Genomic DNA, 19781 nt, shown 5'->3' with positions numbered 1-19781 from the left:
GAGACCCTCACCGGCGAAGACAAGGGGTAATGGAACATGCAATTGGGAGGGAATTCGTACCATCCGATCTCCGACAGTCCGGCCCACCGGCACCGCCGGCGGCGAGTACTTAGGCCGTGATGTCGAGGCGGTCGGCGCCCTCGGCGACGTCCACGTGCACCGGGTCGCCGTCGCGAATCTCGCCGGCAAGCAGCTTCTTCGCCAACTGATCACCAATCGCCTGCTGGATCAGGCGGCGCAGCGGACGAGCACCGTAGGCCGGGTCGTAGCCACGCTCCGCCAGCCAGGACTTGGCGGCGTCGGAGACGTGGAGCGTCAGGCGTCGAGAAGCAAGACGCTCCGCGAGCGCCGCGAGCTGGATGTCCACAATGCCCACGAGCTGCTCCTGGGTCAGCGGGTCGAAGACCACCACGTCGTCCAGGCGGTTGATGAACTCCGGCTTGAAGTGGTGCTTGACCGCCTCCATGATCTGCTCGCGAGTACCACCCGCGCCCAGGTTGGAGGTGAGGATCACCACCGTGTTGCGGAAGTCCACCGTGCGGCCCTGGCCGTCGGTGAGGCGGCCTTCGTCCAACACCTGGAGCAGGACATCGAAGACGTCGGGGTGGGCTTTCTCGACTTCGTCGAAAAGCACGAGCGAGTACGGACGGCGACGGACAGCCTCGGTGAGCTGACCACCAGCGTCATAGCCCACGTACCCCGGAGGAGCACCGACCAGGCGCGCAACGGAGTGCTTCTCGCCGTACTCGGACATGTCGATGCGGACCATGGCGGACTCATCGTCGAAGAGGAACTCCGACAGTGCCTTCGCCAGCTCCGTCTTACCCACACCGGTGGGGCCGAGGAAGAGGAAGGAACCAATCGGACGGTTCGGGTCCGAAACACCCGCGCGGGCACGACGCACCGCGTCAGACACCGCAATGACCGCCTCGCGCTGGCCAACCACGCGCTCGCCCAGCACGTCTTCCATCTGCAGCAGCTTCTCAGTCTCGCCCTGCATCATCTTGCCGGCCGGGATACCCGTCCAGCTTGAGACCACATCCGCGATCGTGTCAGGCGTGACCTCCTCCTCCAGCATCGTCTTCGTGCCGGCCTCAGACTCAGCCTTGGCAACCTCCGCCTCCAACTCCGGGATGCGGCCGTAGCGCAGCTCAGACACCTTGGCGTAGTCGCCCTCGCGCTCCGCGATCTCGGACTCATTGCGCAGGCGCTCCAGCTCCTCCTTCGCGGACTGGACGCGGTTGACCTCGCCCTTCTCGTTCTCCCAGCGAGCCTTCATCTCACCCAAGACCTCACGCTGATCCGCCAGCTCCTGGCGCAGCGCGGCGAGGCGCTCCTTCGAGGCTGCGTCCGACTCCTTCGCCAGCGCAATTTCCTCAATTTCTAGACGACGCACCACGCGCTCCAACTCATCAATCTCCTGCGGAGACGAATCAATCTGCATACGCAGACGCGAACCGGCTTCATCGACCAGGTCAATCGCCTTGTCCGGCAGGAAACGGTTAGTGATGTAGCGGTTGGACAGCTCAGCGGCCGCCACCAGCGCGGAGTCCTGGATACGAACACCGTGGTGGACCTCGTAGCGCTCCTTCAGGCCACGCAGAATACCGATCGTGTCCTCCACGCTCGGCTCACCCACGTACACCTGCTGGAAACGACGCTCAAGCGCCGCGTCCTTCTCAATGTACTGGCGGTACTCATCCAGCGTGGTCGCACCAACCAGGCGCAGCTCACCGCGCGCCAGCATCGGCTTGATCATGTTGCCCGCGTCCATCGCGCCCTCACCGGAGGCGCCGGCGCCGACGATCGTGTGCAACTCATCAATAAACGTAATGATCTCGCCATCACTGGACTTAATCTCATCCAGCACCGCCTTCAGGCGCTCCTCAAACTCGCCGCGGTACTTCGCGCCGGCCACCATCGAGCCCAAGTCCAGGCTGATCAGCGTCTTGCCCTTCAGGCTTTCCGGGACGTCACCGGCAACGATGCGCCGCGCTAGGCCCTCAACCACAGCGGTCTTACCCACACCAGGCTCACCAATGAGCACCGGGTTGTTCTTCGTACGACGGCTCAGCACCTGCACCACACGACGAATCTCCGCGTCACGGCCAATAACCGGGTCAATCTTGCCCTCACGCGCACGCGCCGTAAGGTCCGTGGAGTACTTCTCCAACGCCTGGAACTGCTGCTCCGGGTCCTGCGAGGTCACCTTCTTGTGCCCGCGTACAGACGGAAAGGCGTTCTTCAACACCTCATACGTCGCCCCACGCTTGCGCAGAAGCTCCGCAGCCTCGTCGCTGCCCTTCGCAATCGCCGCCAAGAGCACCTCCGTAGAGACGTACTCATCACCCAACTCACCCGCCAGCTCCTGGGCAGCGTTGAGCGCCGTCAGCGCCTCACGGTTAAAGTTCGGGTTCGCCATGTTGGCACCCTCAGCCTTGGGGTAGCCAGCCGTAATCTCCGCAGCTTCCTTTGCGACGGTCTCCGGATCCACCCCCGTCGCCTTCAACACAGGAGCGGCAATACCGTCCTCCTGCTTCAAAATCGCCTCAAGCAGGTGCGCCGGACGAATATCCGGGTTGCCCGCAGCCGACGCCTTCTGCAGCGCCTGTTGGATCGCTTCCTGCGTTTTCGTGGTTGGGTTAAAAGCTCCCATCTCGTACTCCTTTGTGTTTTTGTTGCTAAATTTTGTTGTGCACTTGGTGTGCACTGTCGTGCACTGTCGTGCACTTTGTTCTGCACTTGGTGTAACGCACGAAAGGTTGAGTATGTTCCACTCAACTTTGAGCTGGGCCGTTTGGGCCCCGGCTTGGTCTATGCCTGTGGGCTCGGGCCTTGGGGGTTTCTGAGATTTGGAGTACGGGGGGAGCTTTTTGGGATTGCGGCGAATATCTGCCAAACCGGGGATAGTTGCATTGGCTGACAGCTGGTTCACAGTTTCGGACCTATTGCGGCAGATATCCCCGATTTGGCAACATGCTGCCGCAATTGAAAAAAGCTCCCCCACCACCCCACAGTCCCAAGGTGCTGCCCCAAGTCACCGCCCCAAGGCGTGCGCTGAGTGCGCCGAGTGCGCCGAGTGCAGCGAAATTACAACACAACAACGGAGGGGGATCCACCAATGGACAACAAGGCCGAACAGGCACAAGAGCAGGCACAAGAGCAGGCACAGGGAAAGAAGCGCGTTGAGACCGCTGCGCGCGGGCTGACCATTTTGCGGCTCATGCAATGGGGGCGCCAGTACACGGCTCGCGACCTTGCCGAGGCGCTAGGCGTGAGCGAGCGCACGGTGCGCGAGTACATCGCGCAGCTGCGGCGAGACGGCTACAACATTCACTCCGCACCCGGTGTCGAAGGCGCCTACCAAATTCAGTCGGGCGACTACATTCCCGCACTGTTCTTCAATGAGAGGCAGTTCGATCTCATCCTGAAAGGATTACGCGCGCTGCCGTTCTTGCTTAGTAATGACCACCCTGACGTCGCCGAACCCCGCCTCCTCTACGACAAGATCATCCGCCAACTTCCGTATGGCACTGACCATCGGGTCTCCGAGGAGATCCGCGACTTTGAGTGGAACATGCTGAAGATGTCGGCGAAGGCAACTGCGTATGATCGACGGTCATGAAGGACCCAGCAAACGTGCGAGCAGAATGGTTTCAGCTTTTCATTGACGCCTATCCACAAGGCGCCGCACTGTTGCCACAGGGCACGACCGAGATGCCGCAGATCGCGCTCGATGCTGTGGAGTACGTCCTAGAACACGCGACACACGCAGCGCACGCCGGGGCCAACGGCGAAGACAGCGCAGGCAACGCCAGCGCTCCGGAGTTGCCGGAGGAGGTCACGCGGCGCCTGGAAGCATGGGCGTTGGATTTGCGTCGCACGGGATTTCCGCCGGCTGAGTTTGGGGCGGTTGGGGGGCTGTACGGGGGCGTCGTCAAGCTGGAAAAGCCCCAGCGTGAGGTGCTTGCGGCGGCTGCGGACGTGATGCGGAAGGCCAGCGAGGCGGCCGACGCGGCGGGCATCGCGCCGGCGCACGTGGCGCAAGTGACGGATGTGACACAGGCGGCGGGGGTGACGGTGTTGAGGTTGGAGACGGGCTCGCAAATCGAGTACCAGCCGGGGCAGGTGTTGCCCGTGATGCTGTCCGGGCGGCCGGGCGAGTGGCACCAGTGGGCGCCGGCGACGCCGTCGAACAACTTTGGCCAGCTCGAGTTTCACGCGGAGCTGGATTCGGACCCGGGCGATTTTGTCACCGTGGGTGCGCCGCGCGGCAACGGAGTGGAAATTGGTGAGCGCGACGTGCTGCTTGTGGCTGTGGGAACCGGGCTGGCCGCGGCGAAGGCGATCGTGTTTGACCTGCTGGAACGCGCAGAGAAGCCGAACGTACACCTCATCATCGCGCCGGGCCCGGAGGGCTTCTACGACTTGGCAACACTCAGCGCCCTGGCCAAAGCCCAGCCCTGGCTGACGGTGACGTGTGCGTCTGCGGACCCCGAGTTGGACACCGGCGGCCTGCCGTGCGTGCGCGTGCCGTTGCACATGCTGGTTGAGGGGCCTGGCACGTGGTGGGGCAGGGACGTGATCTTGAGCGGATCCGAAGCCGACATCACGCCGCTAGCGGAGACGCTTGCAGAGCTCGACCCGCAGGTCATCGCGCATGACGCTAGTGCATCTCCGTTTGCTCAGTAATAGTCAAAAGCGGTAGCGCGCGGCGGGTGGTGTCCACTTCGCTGAGGTCAATGTCCACAATCAGCGTCTCCGGGGCGTAACCGGCCTCCGCGATGCGATGCCCAACGGGGTTGACCACGCACGAATGCCCCGCGCCGGTCGGGCCGGACGCCTCGCCGGCCTTGGTCTGCCAATCGGGACGCGCCTGGCCCGCCGCCGCAATAAACGCGCCGCTATCGAGCGCGCGGGCGGCGGTTAGCGTGCGCCACTGCTCGATCTTATCGGCGCCGTCTGCCCAGCTCGTGGGCATAACGATCAGCTTCGCGCCGCGCGCAGCCAGCGCCTTGAACTGCTCCGGGAAACGAATATCAAAGCAGATGGCCACGCCCACGGTTGCGCCCTCGTGCTCAAAGGTGACCAGCTCGCTGCCGGTTTGCACGGTGTCGGATTCGCGGTAATTGAACGCGTCGTAGGCGTGAATCTTGTCGTAGCCCTTGTGTATATTTTCGCCCGTTATGAGTGCCGTGTTGCGCACGCGGTTGAGGGTTTTTTCGCCGATCTTATTGACATCACCCGGCCGAAACATCCCCGCCACAATCTTCACCCCACAACGCGTGGCAAGCTCGCGCATTCCGGTGGCGAACTCCCCGTCCAACTCCTCCGCCTGAGTATCTAATCTCCCCTGGTCAAAGGCCTGCGAGGACGCTTCCGGCAGCACGATGAGGGTGGCGCCGGCGGCGGCTGCGTCTTCAATCAGCGGCGTCAGTTTTTCAATGTTTTCGGCCTTGCTGGCTCCCGTGACCGTTTGCAATAAGGCGATTTTCATGTGGATAACTCTAGGCAAGTTATCCACAGTTTGGCTGCAAACCGTTGCCCCACCCACCGCCACCTGCCACACTGCCGGCATGAATTTTCTTAGCCTGACCGAACAAACCGCACGCACCGCCCTCGGGCATCTCCCCGAGCGCGTCCTAATCCCCACATCCACCCTCGACTCCTCCCTTACAGCCACCGCCCTGTCCCAGCTCCAGGCCAAGGAGCTTCTGCTTCACGACGCCACGTTTCACCCCCTCACCGCCCACCTGAAATCCATCGCCACCTTTGCTCGAAGCGTCGTTGATGCCGACGACGCGTGGGCTAGGAGGTTTGGCCGTGACTGACCTCGCGTATGCCCCGAGCCTGTTTCCTACCCAGCTGCGCAGCGTTGCTAGCGCCTGGCGGCTTACCGCCAGGGCGTTATCGGCCCGCGCCGCCGCCGTGCGCCGCGCGATTGACGCGTTGAAGGCCAGCGGCTTCGACGGTCCCGCGCCGCAGCAGGCGTATAAGCGTTTAGAGTCTTACGCCGCTAGTTATGAGGCCGCCGCCGAGCGCGCCGAACGCGTCGCCGACGTGATGACGCTAGCCGCCCAACAGCAGGACCTCATCGACCAGGCCGCCGCCAACGCTCTTCACCAGCGCACCATTGTCATGCTGAATCTGATGTCGAAGCAGCTGGATATGGCGGTTGCCAAACATCTCAACCCAACCGTTGCGGATCGGATGGAGAGGTTTGTGGATGGGGTTGGCGTGGGCGTCGATACGCTGCATGCCCAACACATGGCAACCCTGCCCGCCGCAACCCAACTGGCCATCGAGCGGGCCGGCGGGACCGTGCTGGAGGCCGGGCCCGGGGCGACCACCGTGATGGTTGGAAATGCCGTGGACCCCGCGCGCATCATCACCATGGTCGCGGGCGTCTCCAGCGGGGACCCGCGCGACCTGCCCGCCGAGCTGGCGAAAGCCCAACACATCGCGGAAACCACCGGCGCGTCCGTGGTGGTGTGGCAAGGCTACGACCCACCCAAAGACCTGGCTGAAGGCTTCTCCGGGCTGCCGGCCACGCGCGGGGCGGCGGACCTGTCCATGTTCCAACTCGCGCTTGAGCAGCGCTGGCCGGACGCCACCAAAACCGTGGTCGCACACTCCTACGGCACACTGGTGGCCAGCCGCGCCGCACACCAGCACGGGTTGCTTGCGGATGACCTGTGGCTATTAGGCAGCCCGGGTGTCGACGGCCGCTCCGTTGACGACCTCACCCTACGCAGCCCCGATTCCGCGGTGTTCGTGGCGGACGCCTCTGACGATGTGATCCTGGCCCTGCGCAACGACGCTTTTAGCCTCCACGGCTCGACCTCCCCCAGCGACCCCAGCTACGGCGCCACCATCATCGACGGCGTCCGCGGCAGCCACAGCGACTACTTCACCGACCAGGTGCTGCTGGATGCGTTGGCTGGTGAGGTTGGTGCTGGGGTTGGTGCGGCGGTTGGTGAGGCGGCCGGCGCCGCGGCCGGCGCCGCTTAGCCGTTGCGCTGACAAAGTTGACGACGCCATTTTACCAAAAAGCCCCTGACCTGGCCGTTTAAAATCTAGGGTGCGTCCAAAATGTCACATTTGTCAGTGGTCCCGAAGGAATCCTGACAAAGTTGACGAGGCTATTTTGGCGACCTGGGCGTTTGCCGACCGGCAGCGGGCGCCCCGTCATCTTTGTCAGTGCTCCACTTTGTCGGCCAACGGCCCAGGGGCGGATCCTGAATTCTTTGCCCGATTTTGGGAAACAAATTCAGGATTGACGGCGCCGCTCTGAATTCTTTTGAGGAGACCTGGCACCTCGGGCAAAAAGAAGTACGACGGCAGCCTAACCGTCCGTGCCACAATCCGTATAGAATCAAAAACAAAGGCGGGTGATTCACAATGAAGCAAAACAATACATCCTTCGGCAGCCGGCTCACGCAAGCGCGAAAAGAAGTCGGAATGTCCCAGCGGGACCTTGCGCGTGTGAGTGGGATATCGCAGCCAACTATCCAACGCATCGAAACTGGCGCGCGGGAGCCTTCGCTCTTGCAGCTCTCGGCGCTTGCGTTTGGGTGCGGAGTAAGCGTTGATACCCTGCGCGGGTCAAGTCCACTACGTGAGGAAGTGCGCGTTGCCGGCCGCACAAATGACGCTGGCTCGGATGATTTAGCCGAATATCTTCTTTACGCGTTGGAGCTCTCACGTGAGCTAGACGAAATTGGGATTCCCAGACGATGAGAAGCAACGAAGTTATCGGCCGGGAAGCAGCCAACGCTTGCCGAAAAGAGTGGAAATTGGGTTTTACGCCCATCGGCAACCTTCCGAAGCTGATTGAAGATAGGTGCAAGGTCGGCGTCGCACTCATTCACACCGATTCCCCAGGCCATGGCATGACAATGCAGCTCGGCGACCACACCATCATGGCAGTCGGATGTACTCCACATCCGATGCGTCTGCAATCAACCCTCGCGCACGAACTCGGTCACCTTCGAATAGGTACGGTCAACCGTCAATTGGGATCCAAAGGGTGGGAAAAACGCAGTTCAGAAGAAATTCAGGCCGATAGTTTTGCTCGCCATTTTCTACTCCCCACGGAGGCACTCAAAGGTTTTGGAAAGCAATCACACGAATTGGAGCTTTCGAACCTTGTGCAGAACTTTCGCGTATCGCCTGCCATTGCTGCGATTCAGATGCGAGACTCGGGACTCATCGATGAACAGCTATGTATCGAATTCGGAACAATCTCAACGAAAACACTTGCCGCAAAATTCGGCTGGCTGTCCGAATACAACGCTCTAGCAGCCGCTTCTCTCACGCCACGACCACCACAAGCGCTCATGGCGCGGGCTGTTGAGGCATACCAATGGCGCCAGATTAGTGCTAGTGCGCTTGCACGCCTCCAAGGTGAAAAAGAAACCATACGCTTTGAAAAAGCCTTGGAGCAACAAGGGATTACGCCGTCGCCAATATCCACTTCGCCCGCCCGTCCAACTCCAGCAGATGGAGGATTGACGCCGGCCGAGATTGAAGTCCTCATGAATGGCGAAACGTAGTGCATATCCTCGACACTGGACCAATGCTTAAGTTCCTGACTACAGATTGTGTGCCCCAACTCCTGCTAGCGCTGGGAAACAACCCCATTCATGTGCCGGAAGCTGTGGCGTACGAAGTGGTCGACACCCCAACGCGGCATACTCAGTTCGCAAGGACAGCCGAGGTGTGGCCAAGGATCCCTGAGCGGTTCAAAGTGATTCTCCCTGATGCTCCGACCGATGAACTACGGGATCTGAGTCGGTCCGTCCTCAAAGCAGACTTCGACGACATGTACGCCCAAACCCGAGACCGCGGAGAAAACATGGCCATCCTCCACGCTGTTTCCCTTGCCAGGAAGGGCCGAACCGTACTTGTCATCTGCGACGAGGAAGAAGGAACTTCCACGATCCTTCGCGAAGCGAACAAACTGAAGCTGCAGCAAACCACTGGCCGCCACACTCCCGGTGGCCAGATCCACCATGCAGACACGATCACACTTCTGCGGTGGGCTATCGAAGGGGGCGGTTTTTCGTCTATCGACGCCTTTGTAAAGAAGTACAACGCCATGGCCTCCCTCGACTCCTCCCTACCGCGAGAGGTGAAAAAGACCGGACTTACAAAAAGCCCTCCATGGCCCCGACCATGACGTGGGTGGCAAGCCAGGAGCCAGCGGCGAGGGCGGCGCCGCCCAGCGTCATCAACACGCCAAGGATGATGGACACCACGGTCAAGGGCTTGGTCAAGGGTTCGGTCGCGGTACCAGCAGAGGAAGCGGCGGAGCCTGTGTCTAAAGAGCCGGGTTCGGCGGGTGTCACGGTGACGCCGTCGGCGTGGGTTGGCTGGACGGTGGTCACGCGCGGGACGGCTGGGATGCTGGTCAGCGGTGCAGCGCCCGGGCCAGAACCTGGACCAGCGCCGGGGCCAGAGTCAGCACCGGGACCGGGAGCGGCCGGCGGGCGGGTTGGCAGCGGCGCTGGAACAGCAGGACCACCAGCACCAGGACCACCAGCACCAGGACCACCAGAAGCAGGACCACCAGCATCAGCATCAGAAGGCGCAGCCTCGGCCAACGCCGGCTTTAGCTTGCCCTCCACCACTGCGCGGACGGGGCCGGTGGCGTCCGAGGGCAGCTCGGCAACCACACGTGCGATTTCATCCTTGGTGTAATCCAACACCGGGATGGACAGCGTTTGGTTGTACTGGACTTCGCCATCCTGGTTAAACAGGGTGAATTCGACTGGCAGGGTGGGTTGGGAATGGGTGGGGTTGGGGTTGACGGGGACGTCGATAAGCAACTTGCCCTCGCTGGCCGAAAGGCCAGCAACTGTGACCTTTTGTACCCAGCTTTGGTTGAGGTAGCGGGCCTCAAGGGTGAACTCGTGTGCGGCGGTGCCGTAGTTGCTGATCTCGGCGTGGACGACGTTGTTGCGGCTGGCGGTGAGGACGCCGTTGGGCTTCTCAGGAGTATCTACAAGCCGGAAGCCGCCGGTGCCGTTCTGCGAGTCGGCGGCGAGTTTGATCAGGCCGCGGACCTCGTCCTCGGTTTTCTGCGGGATTTCAGGGGTGACCTGGCCAATCGCGCGACCCACGCGGCCGCCGGTGAGCGTCAGGTTCTCCCAGTCCGGGGCGATGCGGAACTCGCCCGGCGCGCACAGTTGGCCTGGGGGCGCGGTCTCGCAATAGGCCGGCCAGGAGCCGCTGGTGGACCATGTGTCGGTAAGCCCGAAGTGGGAGAACTGATACAGGTAGTTCATCGTGGACTTGTAGCCGGGGATGTAGTCGTAGCCGCGCGGGCGGTCGTTGAATTTGATGGAGCCGCTGTGGTCCAGGCCGAGGTTGTGGCCGAACTCATGGAGCATGGTGTTGCGGATTTGCTCGTCACTACTGATGTCCTTGTACCAGGCCACGTAGAAGGCGCTGCCGGGCATCTGGCCGCGGCCGGAGGCGCCGATGCCGGGCGCCATCTGGTCCCCGATCACGCCGAGGTGGAAGACGGCGTCGCGGGACCCCAGCAGATCATTGGTAAAGGCGTTAAAGACGTGGCTGCTCCGCTTGTTTTCAAAGGGGTATTTGGTAAACGGGATTTCGCCGCCTTTGTAGGTATCGGCGTGGTAGGTGTGGTACCACTCGCCGGCGTCGATATGCAGGCGCACCCCGCCGCGGTCGAACTCTTTGACCAGGTCATCCAGGATCTTTTTGGACGGCCGGTAGGCGTTCTTGTTCGCCGCCGCACACTCCGCCCAGTCGGTGAGCCCCTGGACGTTGACGGCGAAGCGGCCTTCAACCTTGCAGGCGTCTTGGTTGGTAAACTCCGGCACCATCCAGTTCAGCTGCAAAAACACGTCCTTTTTATCGGGCCCGGCACCCCATTTGTGCAGGTGTAACGCTTCCCCGCCGTCGGGGGTGAAGGAGCCGCGTTCCCATTCGTCGGGGATGCCGTCCCCATCGTGGTCCATGGAGATCGGCTGCGGGGTCACGCGCACGCGTACCTGCGCCTCGAACGTCTCGCCGGGTGCGACCTCACGCGCCCAGCGCGCACCCTGGATGTCCGCGCCACCAGCAGCACCCTGCACGCCGACACCGCTGCCGGGGATGGCTTCGCCGAAGCTATCGGAGAACCCGGAGCTGACGTGCCCTTCGTTTGGGCTAAACGCAATGTCATAGCCCGGCGCGGCGGAACGTGCGGTGATCGTGCCGTTGTCATACTCGCCCACGAACTCGGTGCCGGCGCTAAAGGAGCGGTGGCGCATGTCCGCCCGCACCCACTTCGCGCTGCTGGTGGTGTTCGTTGCGCTTTGGGTGACCACCACGGTGTCGCCGTGCAGCTCTACGGTGCGGGTGACGGTGATGCCGGTGGTGGCGTCCGTGGACACCATGGTCACGGTGTTGCCCACCCAGTTGACGGTTGCGCCGTCCTGATACTGCGGCTTGCCGCCGATCCACATCCGCGTTTGCACACGCGAGTCAAACACGCCGGCCATGCTCAGCGGCGCGTCCCACGTAAACTCCAGCTCATTGCCAAAATCGGTTGCGCTGAGCACGGCGGCGCGCAGCACATCGTCCTCACTGTCGCGCGCGTAGGTCGCCGTTGTGCCACTGTTGGTTGTTGCGGCTTGAGCATGCGTATCGACGCCCACGCCAACCCCCACCAACGCCCCCACCACACCAAGTGCAAGCACAGTTTTTGGAATACGCATGACTACCGTTTCGCCTTCCTAGAAATTGAGCCCGGACTGTGTAACAAACGCGTACGCGCCGCCCGCCACCAAGGCGAGCAGGCCAAGGACGATCGGCAAGATGGTCGCAGCGCTGGAAAGTGCCGGTTTTGGTGCAGGTTTTTGCGCGGGCGCGACCTTCACGGTGATGGTCACCGTGTTTGTAGACCCATCCGCGTAGATCACGTTCACCGGGAACTGGCGCTGCTCGCCCACCGGAACAGACGCCGGGATGGTTGCCGTGAACACGCCCGCCGACGTCATCCGCGCGCCCCATTCGGTGCTCTGTAGATCAAACGTGGTGATCTCGGCTCCCGCGGGACGCTTGATCGCCCCGACAGCTTTGGCGCCGGCTGGGTGGGTGAGGGTGAGGGGGTTAAGCGTTTCGTCGTCACGCAAATGCTCATTGCCTTGCGATGTCTTGACGGTGAGTAGTGCGGTGATGGTTTCGCGGCTGCCGTCGTTGTAGCTCACTGCGACCTTGATGCTGCGAGGGCCGGGCAGTGCGGTCGGGTCCGCGTGGGCGGTGAGTGTGCCGTTGCTATCTATGCTTAGGGATACACCATCTACCCCCTCAACCAGCGAAAACGTTGCCGGAACCTGGGAGTCCAACGGCATGCGCACGCGTGCGCCGGCGTTGACCGTGGCTGGTGTGTAGGACGGGTTGTACTTGCTGCGCTGGCTTGCTGTGGCTGTCGCCTCAACCGCAACCACCGCCTGGGAGGTATCCGGCAAGGACACCACCACCGGGATGCGCACCTTGGTGTTCGGCACAACCTCGGGCCTGGGCTGCACGCGCAACGCGCCGGAGTCCTTGTTGACCTCGACGTCCCAGTGCTCATCTGTGAACTCGGCGCCGACGCCGAAGGTTGTTTCCTTCGGAAGCTCTTCAAACGCCTTCGGCAACACCGGCTCCACCGAGCCCTCATGCACCGGGTCGAGCTCCACGGTGAGATCCCGCAACGTACGTGCCATGGACTCCACCTCAAACTCGGCGCTCAGCGCCTCTGCAGAGGCATCGGCGTAGTTCACCTGCAGCGCCACGGTGTAAACCGTTGCCGGCGCCGCATCCTTAGGCACCGTTACGCACACCGTGTTGTCGTTGCCAAGCGTGACCGTTTGCACGCCGCCATTGCTAGTCACCGTCACCGAGGCGTCCTTGGGCAGGTCCTTCGGTGCGGCACTGCAGGTCAACGCGCCGGGTTCAACGATGGTGCGCTCGTACGTTGGCTGGTAGCGCTCACTATCCGTCACCGGATCAGCAACACCAATCACGGTTTCGATCTTGCGGTGGGAGCCGTCGTTGAAAAACGCAAGCGTACCAAAGCGAAGAGGCTCCGGATCCTGTGGTGCTGTGGCGCGCAGGTCACCCGTGAACTCATCAACCACCACCCGCCAACCGTTGAGCGTGTTGTGCTCCTTATCCGGCAGAAACTGCACAATCTGATCGCGCGGGTTGAAGCGCTCGCCGATGCGGCGCACCGACACCGTCTGGCCCGGGCGAGCCTTCCTACCCTGCTCATAATCCACAAACGCGGTCTCATTCAGCGGGCGTGCGATCACCGTAAACGGCGCAATAGCGGTTGAGGTGGTCTTATCCGGATACGTCACCAACACCTCAACGTTGATGGTCTCGCCTACCCTCGCCCAGGACTGCGGCGTAAACCGCACCACCTCATTACCGCCTGCGTCCGTGGTGATCTCCGCGCCGGGCGTGGACGTCAACAACGTCGTACCCTCCGGCAGCGGCTGGTTGCTGAAACGCTCACCGTTTCTTGTCATCGTTGCAAACGGCGGCACCGAAACCGCCGTCTGACCTGGGCGCACGTACGCCGGCTTAAACGAGGTTTCAAACGCATCTGTGTACGGACCATCCGGTGCGGCCGGCGGCTCATAGGGCGCATCAGGACCACCGGGAACGGGCAGCGGCTGCTCCTCCGTCTCAATAATGATGGACGTTGCCGCAACCTCACGCCCAGTGATCTTCGTGATCAACACCGCCGTGAACACATCACCACGGTTCACGTTCTCCGGCACCTTGTACGCAACATTGCCAAACGCATCCAACGACGGCACCGGCGCACTGCCCGACACCTGCAAACCGTTGAGGTACCAAATCTCCCGCACACCCTCGTGTGGAAGGCTGCCAACGCCCTCCAACTGCACCGCATCCCCCGGGCGCGCCGGGGCGTCAGTCATGTTGAAGCCCTGCTCTTGGTCTGCAACCTTGGCGCGAATCTGCAGACCCACCACCACCGGCAAGGCGAAATCAACGCTGTTTTCCTGCACCGTTTCAAACTGCGGCGTTTGCCACTGCCCCACCGCCGGCACCTGCTTGCCATGCGGATCCTCAACGTAGGCATAGAGCAGGTTTGCGTCAGCGTCTTGAGCGTCCTGCGGCAGGCGCACGGTGTAGCGGCCTTGGACAATCGGTGCCGATACGGTGGTCAAGATTGCCTCTGGATTCTGTTCCAGGATGCGCTTGGTGGCCGCAGGATCATTTCCAACCTTGTCCTTCCAGGCAGGATCCAACACAGAGACCACCACCCGGTAGTCATCCAGCGCCGCGGTACCGCCACGACCATCGGTGCCAAAAGCCACCGTGCCGTGCAACCAGTTGGTTTGGGCCTGTCCCATGTGAGGACCAGCGTTGTCCTCAACCCACTGATCACGGGGTTTTACCATGTAGCCCGCATCAGGGACTTCATACGTGCGCGCGTGCAGCGGCCCAACATGGGATCCCGCCGTTAGCCCGGCCTTGCCTGGCTCCACACGGACCCACTCACCAAAACCAAAGTCAGCCCCCTCGGCGTACGGCAGGAGCCGGTTGTTTGTTTGCTCCCCCTCTAACTCCCCAAACCACACCCTGAAACGCTGGCCCTCTTTCGAGGTAAACACACGTTTCTTATTCACACGGTCCACAAACCCACCGCTGGTATCAAAGGCGAAACGGGTCTGATCCCCGTCACGCTTCATCTCAGTGCGGTACACGGGTGAAACCGCACCGTCCCTATCCATCCACTGGAAATAAACCTGGGTGCCTTCAGGGATTTCGTTGCTTTGCGCGAAGCCTGCGATGCTGGTGTCCGTTTCAGCGTTGGCTACTGGGAGAAACGGTGAAGGAGCAGGTAAAGGACCAGGTAAAGGAGCAACCGCCTGCACGCCCGTTATCGCAAGCGCGGCAGCAACCACTGCTGCGCCGAAGCCACGCTGGCCTCGCCCCATCTTCACTCCTCAAGCCCCAGCCCTTCGCCGGCTCTTCCCCACCGACCACTAAGAGACGGCTGGAAGAACCTCCAAAGAAACCGGAAAGAACACTAAAAGTTATCTAATCAACGCTAACCTTAGTAGCTTCCGGAGGGACGGCGCCAACCAACATCCGAGCAAACGCCTGGGCGACTCCCTGACAAAGCTGACGACGCTATTTTGCCGACCTGGGCGTTTGCCGAAGGCACTAAGGGCCGCCCGTCGAATTTGTCAGCCGGGGCCATCGCGGGGATGCAACAATTCCGGGAGCACGTGCCGCCGCCTGGGCGTTTAGGGTCCGGAATGCAGTAATCGGCGGATTACTGCATCGTCAGGAGCCACTGAGCGGCTGGTGTTCTTTAGCGGCGGCGTCGTGAAGCAAAAGGCTCCCATGCCACGATCGCTGTGGAGCGCGGCACGTGGACGAGTTCGCCGCGGGAGCGCCTGGACGCGGAACGCTCCTGCTCAAGCTCGGCCTGCAACGATTCGATCTGCTCGGTCAGCTCAATGATCGTCTTGATGCCGGCCAGGTTCACGCCCTCCTCCTGGGAGAGGTACTGCACGCGTCGCAACAGAGCGATGTCGCGCGCGGAGTACCTGCGGCCGCCACCGGAGGTGCGCTGGGGCGTGACCAACCCCATGCGGTCATAGGTGCGCAGGGTTTGGGCGTGCATTCCGGTCAGCTCAGCGGCGACGGAAATTGCGTAGAACTGCTCCTTTGCCATGTGTCTTCACCTCCTAAAACTCCTGAAACTCCTAGACTGCCCCGGCCCACCCGGCGCGCGGGTCAAAGCCGGAGTCTTTCTCAGCCTGGGCGTAGGTGCGAAGTGCGCTCATGGCGCCGGCGTCCAAATCGCCGGAGCGAGGTACCGCAACTTCCACGGTCACCAGCAGGTCGCCAGCGCCGGATTTCCGAGCAACGCCGCGGCCCTTCACGCGCAGCGTCCTGCCGTTCGGGGTGCCGGCGGGAATCTTCACGCGCACTGGTTTGTCCAGCGTCGGTACCGCCACGGTCCCGCCAAGGGTGAGCTCGGTGAAGGACACCGGCACGGTTATCTCCAAGTCGTCGCCGTTGCGGGTGAACACCTTGTCTGGGCGCACGTGCACGGTGACAAACAGGTCGCCGGAGGGCTTGCCGTTCGGGCCGGCTTCGCCTTGGCCGGCAAGGCGTACCTTCTGGCCGTCCTCAACACCTGCGGGGATACGCACGGTAATCGAACGGGTGCGGCGCACGGTGCCGGTGCCGTTACACGTGGTGCACGGGTCTTCGATAGCTTCGCCGGTGCCGTTGCAGTTGCTACACGGGCGTGCCATGCCGAACGCGCCGGAGTTTTCCCGCACGTAGCCGGACCCGTTGCACACGCCACAGGTGTGTGTCTTGCCGGATTTGGAGCCGGAGCCGTGGCAGGTGGCACACGGTGCGTCGCCAGTCAGCTCAACCGGGAAGGTTGTGCCTTTGGCTGCCTCGCGGAAATCAATGGTTATTTCCGTTTCAACGTCGGCCCCCCGCGACGGCCGAGCGCTCCTGCCAGCACCGCCGCCGCGGTTAAAGAAGCCACCGAGGATATCACCAAGGCCGCCGTCTCCAGCTTGTCCACCAGCCCCGCCGAAGATGTCTCCGAGGTCGAAGTCTGCGCCGTCGAAGTTTGACGTCGACGTCGTGCGAAACCCGCCCGGGAACCCGGAACCACCTCCAAACCGGCCGAAGCCGCCTGAGCCAACCATTGATTTGAACTGGTCGTACTCTTTGCGTTTGGTTTCATCACCAACCACGTCATATGCCTCGGCGACTCGTTTGAATTTCTCCTCAGCCGCCTTGTTGCCCGGGTTGGAATCTGGGTGGTTCTCGCGCGCGAGTTTGCGGTATGCCTTCTTAATATCGGCCGCCGACGCGCTGGAGCTCACGCCCAGGTCACCGTAGTAATCCTTGTTTGCCCATTCCTGTTGCATTGCCATAGCCCTCCTCCTTTCTTTCTCTTTCCTGTTTTAAAAAAGCCGGGGCAAGCGTTCGCCGCTCGCTCCCGGCTTTGGGGCCATCATGCTTATCGACGCCCTACGCCACCTACTCCGACGCCCCCACCGGATCAGCCGGTGCAGCCGGGTCGCCGATGATCACCATGGCGTTGCGTACGAGCGTGCCGCCGAGCGTGTAGCCCTTGCGCAGCACCGAGGCGATGACCTTCTCATCACCTTCGGAAAGGTCTTGAACAGCCTCGTGTACTTCCGGGTCGAACGCTTCGCCTTCAGCGCCGAACGCCTTCAGGCTCTGGCCTTCAAGCGTGCTACGCAGCTTGTCACCAAATGCCTTGAGCGGGCCTTCGGCCATGTCGCCGTGCTGCTCTGCCAAGTCCAGGTCATCCAGGATCGGCAGCATCTTCTCGGCGAACTTCGCCTTGGTCAGTTCCGCGATCTGGGTGCGCTCGCGTTCCGTGCGACGACGGTAGTTTGCGTACTCCGCACTCACACGCTGCAGGGACTCGGTGCGCTCAGCCAGCTGGAGCTCAACGTCGCTCACCGTGCCGTCACCGTCAGCGTCCGGGTCAACCGGGTCGACGTCTACCTCAGCGTCAGCGTCTGCTGCGTCAGCGAGTTCCGCTTCAAACGCTTCGGCTTCCGCCTGGTCCGGGGACACGAACTGCTCGTCCGTGTTCTCCGGCGCGCCCGGATCATCCGGCATCTGCGGATTCACGTTGGGTTCAGTCATAGCTTCTCGCGTCCTTTACTTACCTGTCGTGCCTACCTGTCGTCCCTACTTGTTGTCCTCAGTCGGTGCGTCTGCGTCGTCCTCAACAACCTCGGCGTCAACCACGTTGTCATCAGCGTTGGCGCCAGCCTCACCAGCGGTTGCGCCGGCGTTTGCCTCAGCCTCGTAGAGTGCCTTGCCCAGCTCTTGGGACTCAGTGTTGAGCTTCTCCACTGCGGACTTGATGGCATCCAGGTCGTCGCCCTTCAGCGCCTCATCCACAGCGTCTGCAGCCTCAGCCACGCGGGTACGGATGTCTTCCGGCAGCTTGTCGGTGTTCTCATCCATGAACTTGCGGGTCTGGTAAGCAGCGGTCTCCGCGTTGTTGCGGGTCTCCTGCTCTTCACGACGCTTCTTATCCTCATCAGCGTGCGTCTCCGCATCCTTGATCATGCGGTCGATCTCCTCCTGGGACAGGCCAGAGCCGTCCTGGATCTTGATCGTGTTCTCCTTGCCGGTGGCCTTGTCCTTAGCGGACACGGACACGATGCCGTTAGCGTCGATGTCAAACGTGACCTCGATCTGCGGCACACCACGCGGAGCCGGAGCGATACCCGCCAGCTCGAAGGAGCCGAGCAGCTTGTTGGCAGCAGCCATCTCGCGCTCACCCTGGAAGACCTGGATCTGCACGCTCGGCTGGTTGTCCTCAGCCGTGGTGAAGGTCTCAGAACGCTTCGTCGGGATGGTGGTGTTGCGCTCGATCAGCTTGGTCATCACACCGCCCTTGGTTTCGATGCCCAGGGACAGCGGGGTGACGTCGAGAAGCAGCACGTCCTTCACGTCGCCACGAAGCACACCAGCCTGCAGAGCAGCACCCAGAGCCACAACCTCATCTGGGTTCACAGACTTGTTCGGCTCCTTGCCAGTCATCTCCTTGACCAGCTCGGTCACGGCCGGCATACGGGTGGAGCCACCAACCAGCACAACGTGGTCGATGTCGGAGAGGGACAGGCCTGCGTCCTTAATCACCTGGTTGAACGGCGCCTTCGTGCGATCCAGCAGGTCAGAGGTGATCTTCTGGAACTCCGTACGGGTCAGTGTCTCGTCCAGGAACAGCGGGTTCTTCTCAGCGTCAACCGTGATGTACGGCAGGTTGATGGATGCCTGCTGTGCAGACGACAGCTCAATCTTGGCCTTCTCCGCAGCCTCACGCAGACGCTGCATAGCCATCTTGTCCTTGGACAGGTCCACGCCGTTCTGGGACTTGAACTTGTCTACCAGCCACTCAACGACGCGGTTATCCCAGTCGTCACCACCCAGCTCGTTGTCACCAGCGGTTGCGAGTACCTCAACAACACCGTCGCCGATCTCCAGCAGGGAGACGTCGAAGGTACCGCCACCCAGGTCGAAGACCAGGATGGTCTGCTCACTATCAGCCTTCTCAAGGCCGTAAGCCAGTGCAGCCGCGGTCGGCTCGTTCACAATACGCAGCACGTTCAGGCCTGCGATCTGGCCAGCCTCCTTGGTGGCCTGGCGCTGAGCGTCCTCGAAGTAAGCCGGGACGGTAATCACTGCGTCGGTGACTTCCTCACCCAGGTAAGCCTCAGCGTCCCTCTTCAGCTTCTGCAGCGTACGAGCGGAAATCTCCTGCGGGGTGTACTTCTTGCCGTCAATGTCTACGGTCCAGTCATCGCCCATGTGGCGCTTGACGGAGCGGATGGTGCGGTCAACGTTGGTCACCGCCTGGTTCTTTGCGGACTGGCCAACCAGCACCTCGCCGTTCTTTGCAAAAGCAACGACCGACGGGGTCGTGCGGGACCCTTCCGCGTTTGCAATAACTACCGGCTCGCCGCCCTCAAGGACAGAGACAACCGAGTTCGTCGTACCAAGGTCAATACCTACTGCACGTGCCATGAAATTTTTCCTCCTGTGTATGTGGGTTTGTTAGTAAGTTGAAGCTCCTCGACTCAACTTCACGGCCGCCACTGTAGCAGAAGCCTCACTGAGGTTGAGCCTGTCGCGCTCAATCCTTACAACGGCACATACACAAAAGTTGTTCCCACTCGACTCAACTTTTCTTGTTTCGGCAGGTCAGAGCAGGT

The 19781-nt window shown here is 61.9% G+C and carries 15 protein-coding genes; 6 read left to right on the top strand and 9 right to left on the bottom strand.

The genetic code is table 11. The annotated features are described in order from the left end of the window. Nucleotides 1–109: 109 nt before the first annotated feature. Nucleotides 110–2656: an ATP-dependent chaperone ClpB gene (gene clpB, locus AK829_RS11295; protein ID WP_052205993.1), complete on the bottom strand. Its 2547-nt coding sequence runs from the start codon at nt 2654–2656 to the stop codon at nt 110–112. A 465-nt stretch (nt 2657–3121) separates the two neighbouring features. Between clpB and AK829_RS11290 the strand changes: the two genes are divergently transcribed. Both AK829_RS11290 and AK829_RS11285 read left to right on the top strand, forming a co-directional pair. Further along, nucleotides 3122–3625: a helix-turn-helix transcriptional regulator gene (locus tag AK829_RS11290; RefSeq protein WP_052205992.1), complete on the top strand. Its 504-nt coding sequence runs from the start codon at nt 3122–3124 to the stop codon at nt 3623–3625. Beyond that, on the top strand, nt 3622–4692 hold the full coding sequence (locus AK829_RS11285; RefSeq protein ID WP_052205990.1) for a ferredoxin reductase domain-containing protein: 1071 nt from the start codon (nt 3622–3624) through the stop codon (nt 4690–4692). Before AK829_RS11290 ends, AK829_RS11285 begins: the two co-directional genes overlap by 4 nt. Here AK829_RS11285 and AK829_RS11280 read toward each other — a convergent pair. Continuing rightward, nucleotides 4667–5497 carry a carbon-nitrogen hydrolase family protein gene (locus AK829_RS11280; RefSeq protein ID WP_052205988.1) on the bottom strand — a complete coding sequence of 277 codons (831 nt, stop codon included), beginning with the start codon at nt 5495–5497 and terminating at the stop codon, nt 4667–4669. The two genes, AK829_RS11285 and AK829_RS11280, sit on opposite strands and share 26 nt — an antisense overlap. 79 nt (nt 5498–5576) lie before the next feature. Here AK829_RS11280 and AK829_RS11275 point away from each other — a divergent pair, with 79 nt between their 5' ends. From AK829_RS11275 to AK829_RS11260, 4 genes are all read left to right on the top strand, one after another. Continuing rightward, nucleotides 5577–5831 carry a hypothetical protein gene (locus tag AK829_RS11275; RefSeq protein ID WP_157045361.1) on the top strand — a complete coding sequence of 85 codons (255 nt, stop codon included), beginning with the start codon at nt 5577–5579 and terminating at the stop codon, nt 5829–5831. Further along, on the top strand, nt 5824–7011 hold the full coding sequence (locus AK829_RS11270; RefSeq protein ID WP_052205984.1) for an alpha/beta hydrolase: 1188 nt from the start codon (nt 5824–5826) through the stop codon (nt 7009–7011). The genes AK829_RS11275 and AK829_RS11270 overlap by 8 nt, the downstream gene beginning before the upstream one ends. 390 nt (nt 7012–7401) lie before the next feature. Beyond that, nucleotides 7402–7740, top strand: a complete 339-nt coding sequence (locus AK829_RS11265; RefSeq protein WP_052205982.1) for a helix-turn-helix domain-containing protein — start codon at nt 7402–7404, stop codon at nt 7738–7740. After that, a complete protein-coding gene (locus tag AK829_RS11260) occupies nt 7737–8555 on the top strand; it encodes an ImmA/IrrE family metallo-endopeptidase (protein ID WP_052205979.1) in 819 nt (272 codons plus the stop codon). Before AK829_RS11265 ends, AK829_RS11260 begins: the two co-directional genes overlap by 4 nt. Nucleotides 8556–8779: 224 nt before the next feature. On the opposite strand, the gene AK829_RS12595 is transcribed toward AK829_RS11260, so the two are convergent. From AK829_RS12595 to dnaK, 7 genes are all read right to left on the bottom strand, one after another. Next, nucleotides 8780–9016 (bottom strand): hypothetical protein, encoded by a 237-nt coding sequence (locus tag AK829_RS12595; RefSeq protein ID WP_157045360.1) that lies wholly within the window; start codon nt 9014–9016, stop codon nt 8780–8782. A 133-nt stretch (nt 9017–9149) separates the two neighbouring features. Continuing rightward, nucleotides 9150–11732, bottom strand: a complete 2583-nt coding sequence (locus AK829_RS11250; RefSeq protein ID WP_052205976.1) for a zinc metalloprotease — start codon at nt 11730–11732, stop codon at nt 9150–9152. 18 nt (nt 11733–11750) lie between these two features. Further along, nucleotides 11751–14975, bottom strand: a complete 3225-nt coding sequence (locus tag AK829_RS11245; protein WP_052205975.1) for a Rib/alpha-like domain-containing protein — start codon at nt 14973–14975, stop codon at nt 11751–11753. A gap of 380 nt (nt 14976–15355) precedes the next feature. Then, nucleotides 15356–15721, bottom strand: a complete 366-nt coding sequence (locus tag AK829_RS11240) for a heat shock protein transcriptional repressor HspR (protein WP_052205973.1) — start codon at nt 15719–15721, stop codon at nt 15356–15358. Between the two features lie 31 nt (nt 15722–15752). Then, nucleotides 15753–16952 (bottom strand): molecular chaperone DnaJ, encoded by a 1200-nt coding sequence (dnaJ, locus tag AK829_RS11235; protein ID WP_052205971.1) that lies wholly within the window; start codon nt 16950–16952, stop codon nt 15753–15755. A 106-nt stretch (nt 16953–17058) separates the two neighbouring features. Then, a complete protein-coding gene (grpE, locus tag AK829_RS11230; protein WP_052205969.1) occupies nt 17059–17700 on the bottom strand; it encodes a nucleotide exchange factor GrpE in 642 nt (213 codons plus the stop codon). Between the two features lie 45 nt (nt 17701–17745). Then, the gene (gene dnaK / locus AK829_RS11225; protein WP_052205967.1) at nt 17746–19593 is read right to left on the bottom strand and encodes a molecular chaperone DnaK; all 1848 of its coding nucleotides are present in this window, start codon (nt 19591–19593) and stop codon (nt 17746–17748) included. Between the last annotated feature and the right edge of the window lie 188 nt (nt 19594–19781).

It is taken from the genome of Corynebacterium riegelii, from assembly GCF_001263755.1.
Classification (GTDB): domain Bacteria; phylum Actinomycetota; class Actinomycetes; order Mycobacteriales; family Mycobacteriaceae; genus Corynebacterium; species Corynebacterium riegelii.
This window is presented reverse-complemented; position numbering and strand designations above follow the sequence as displayed.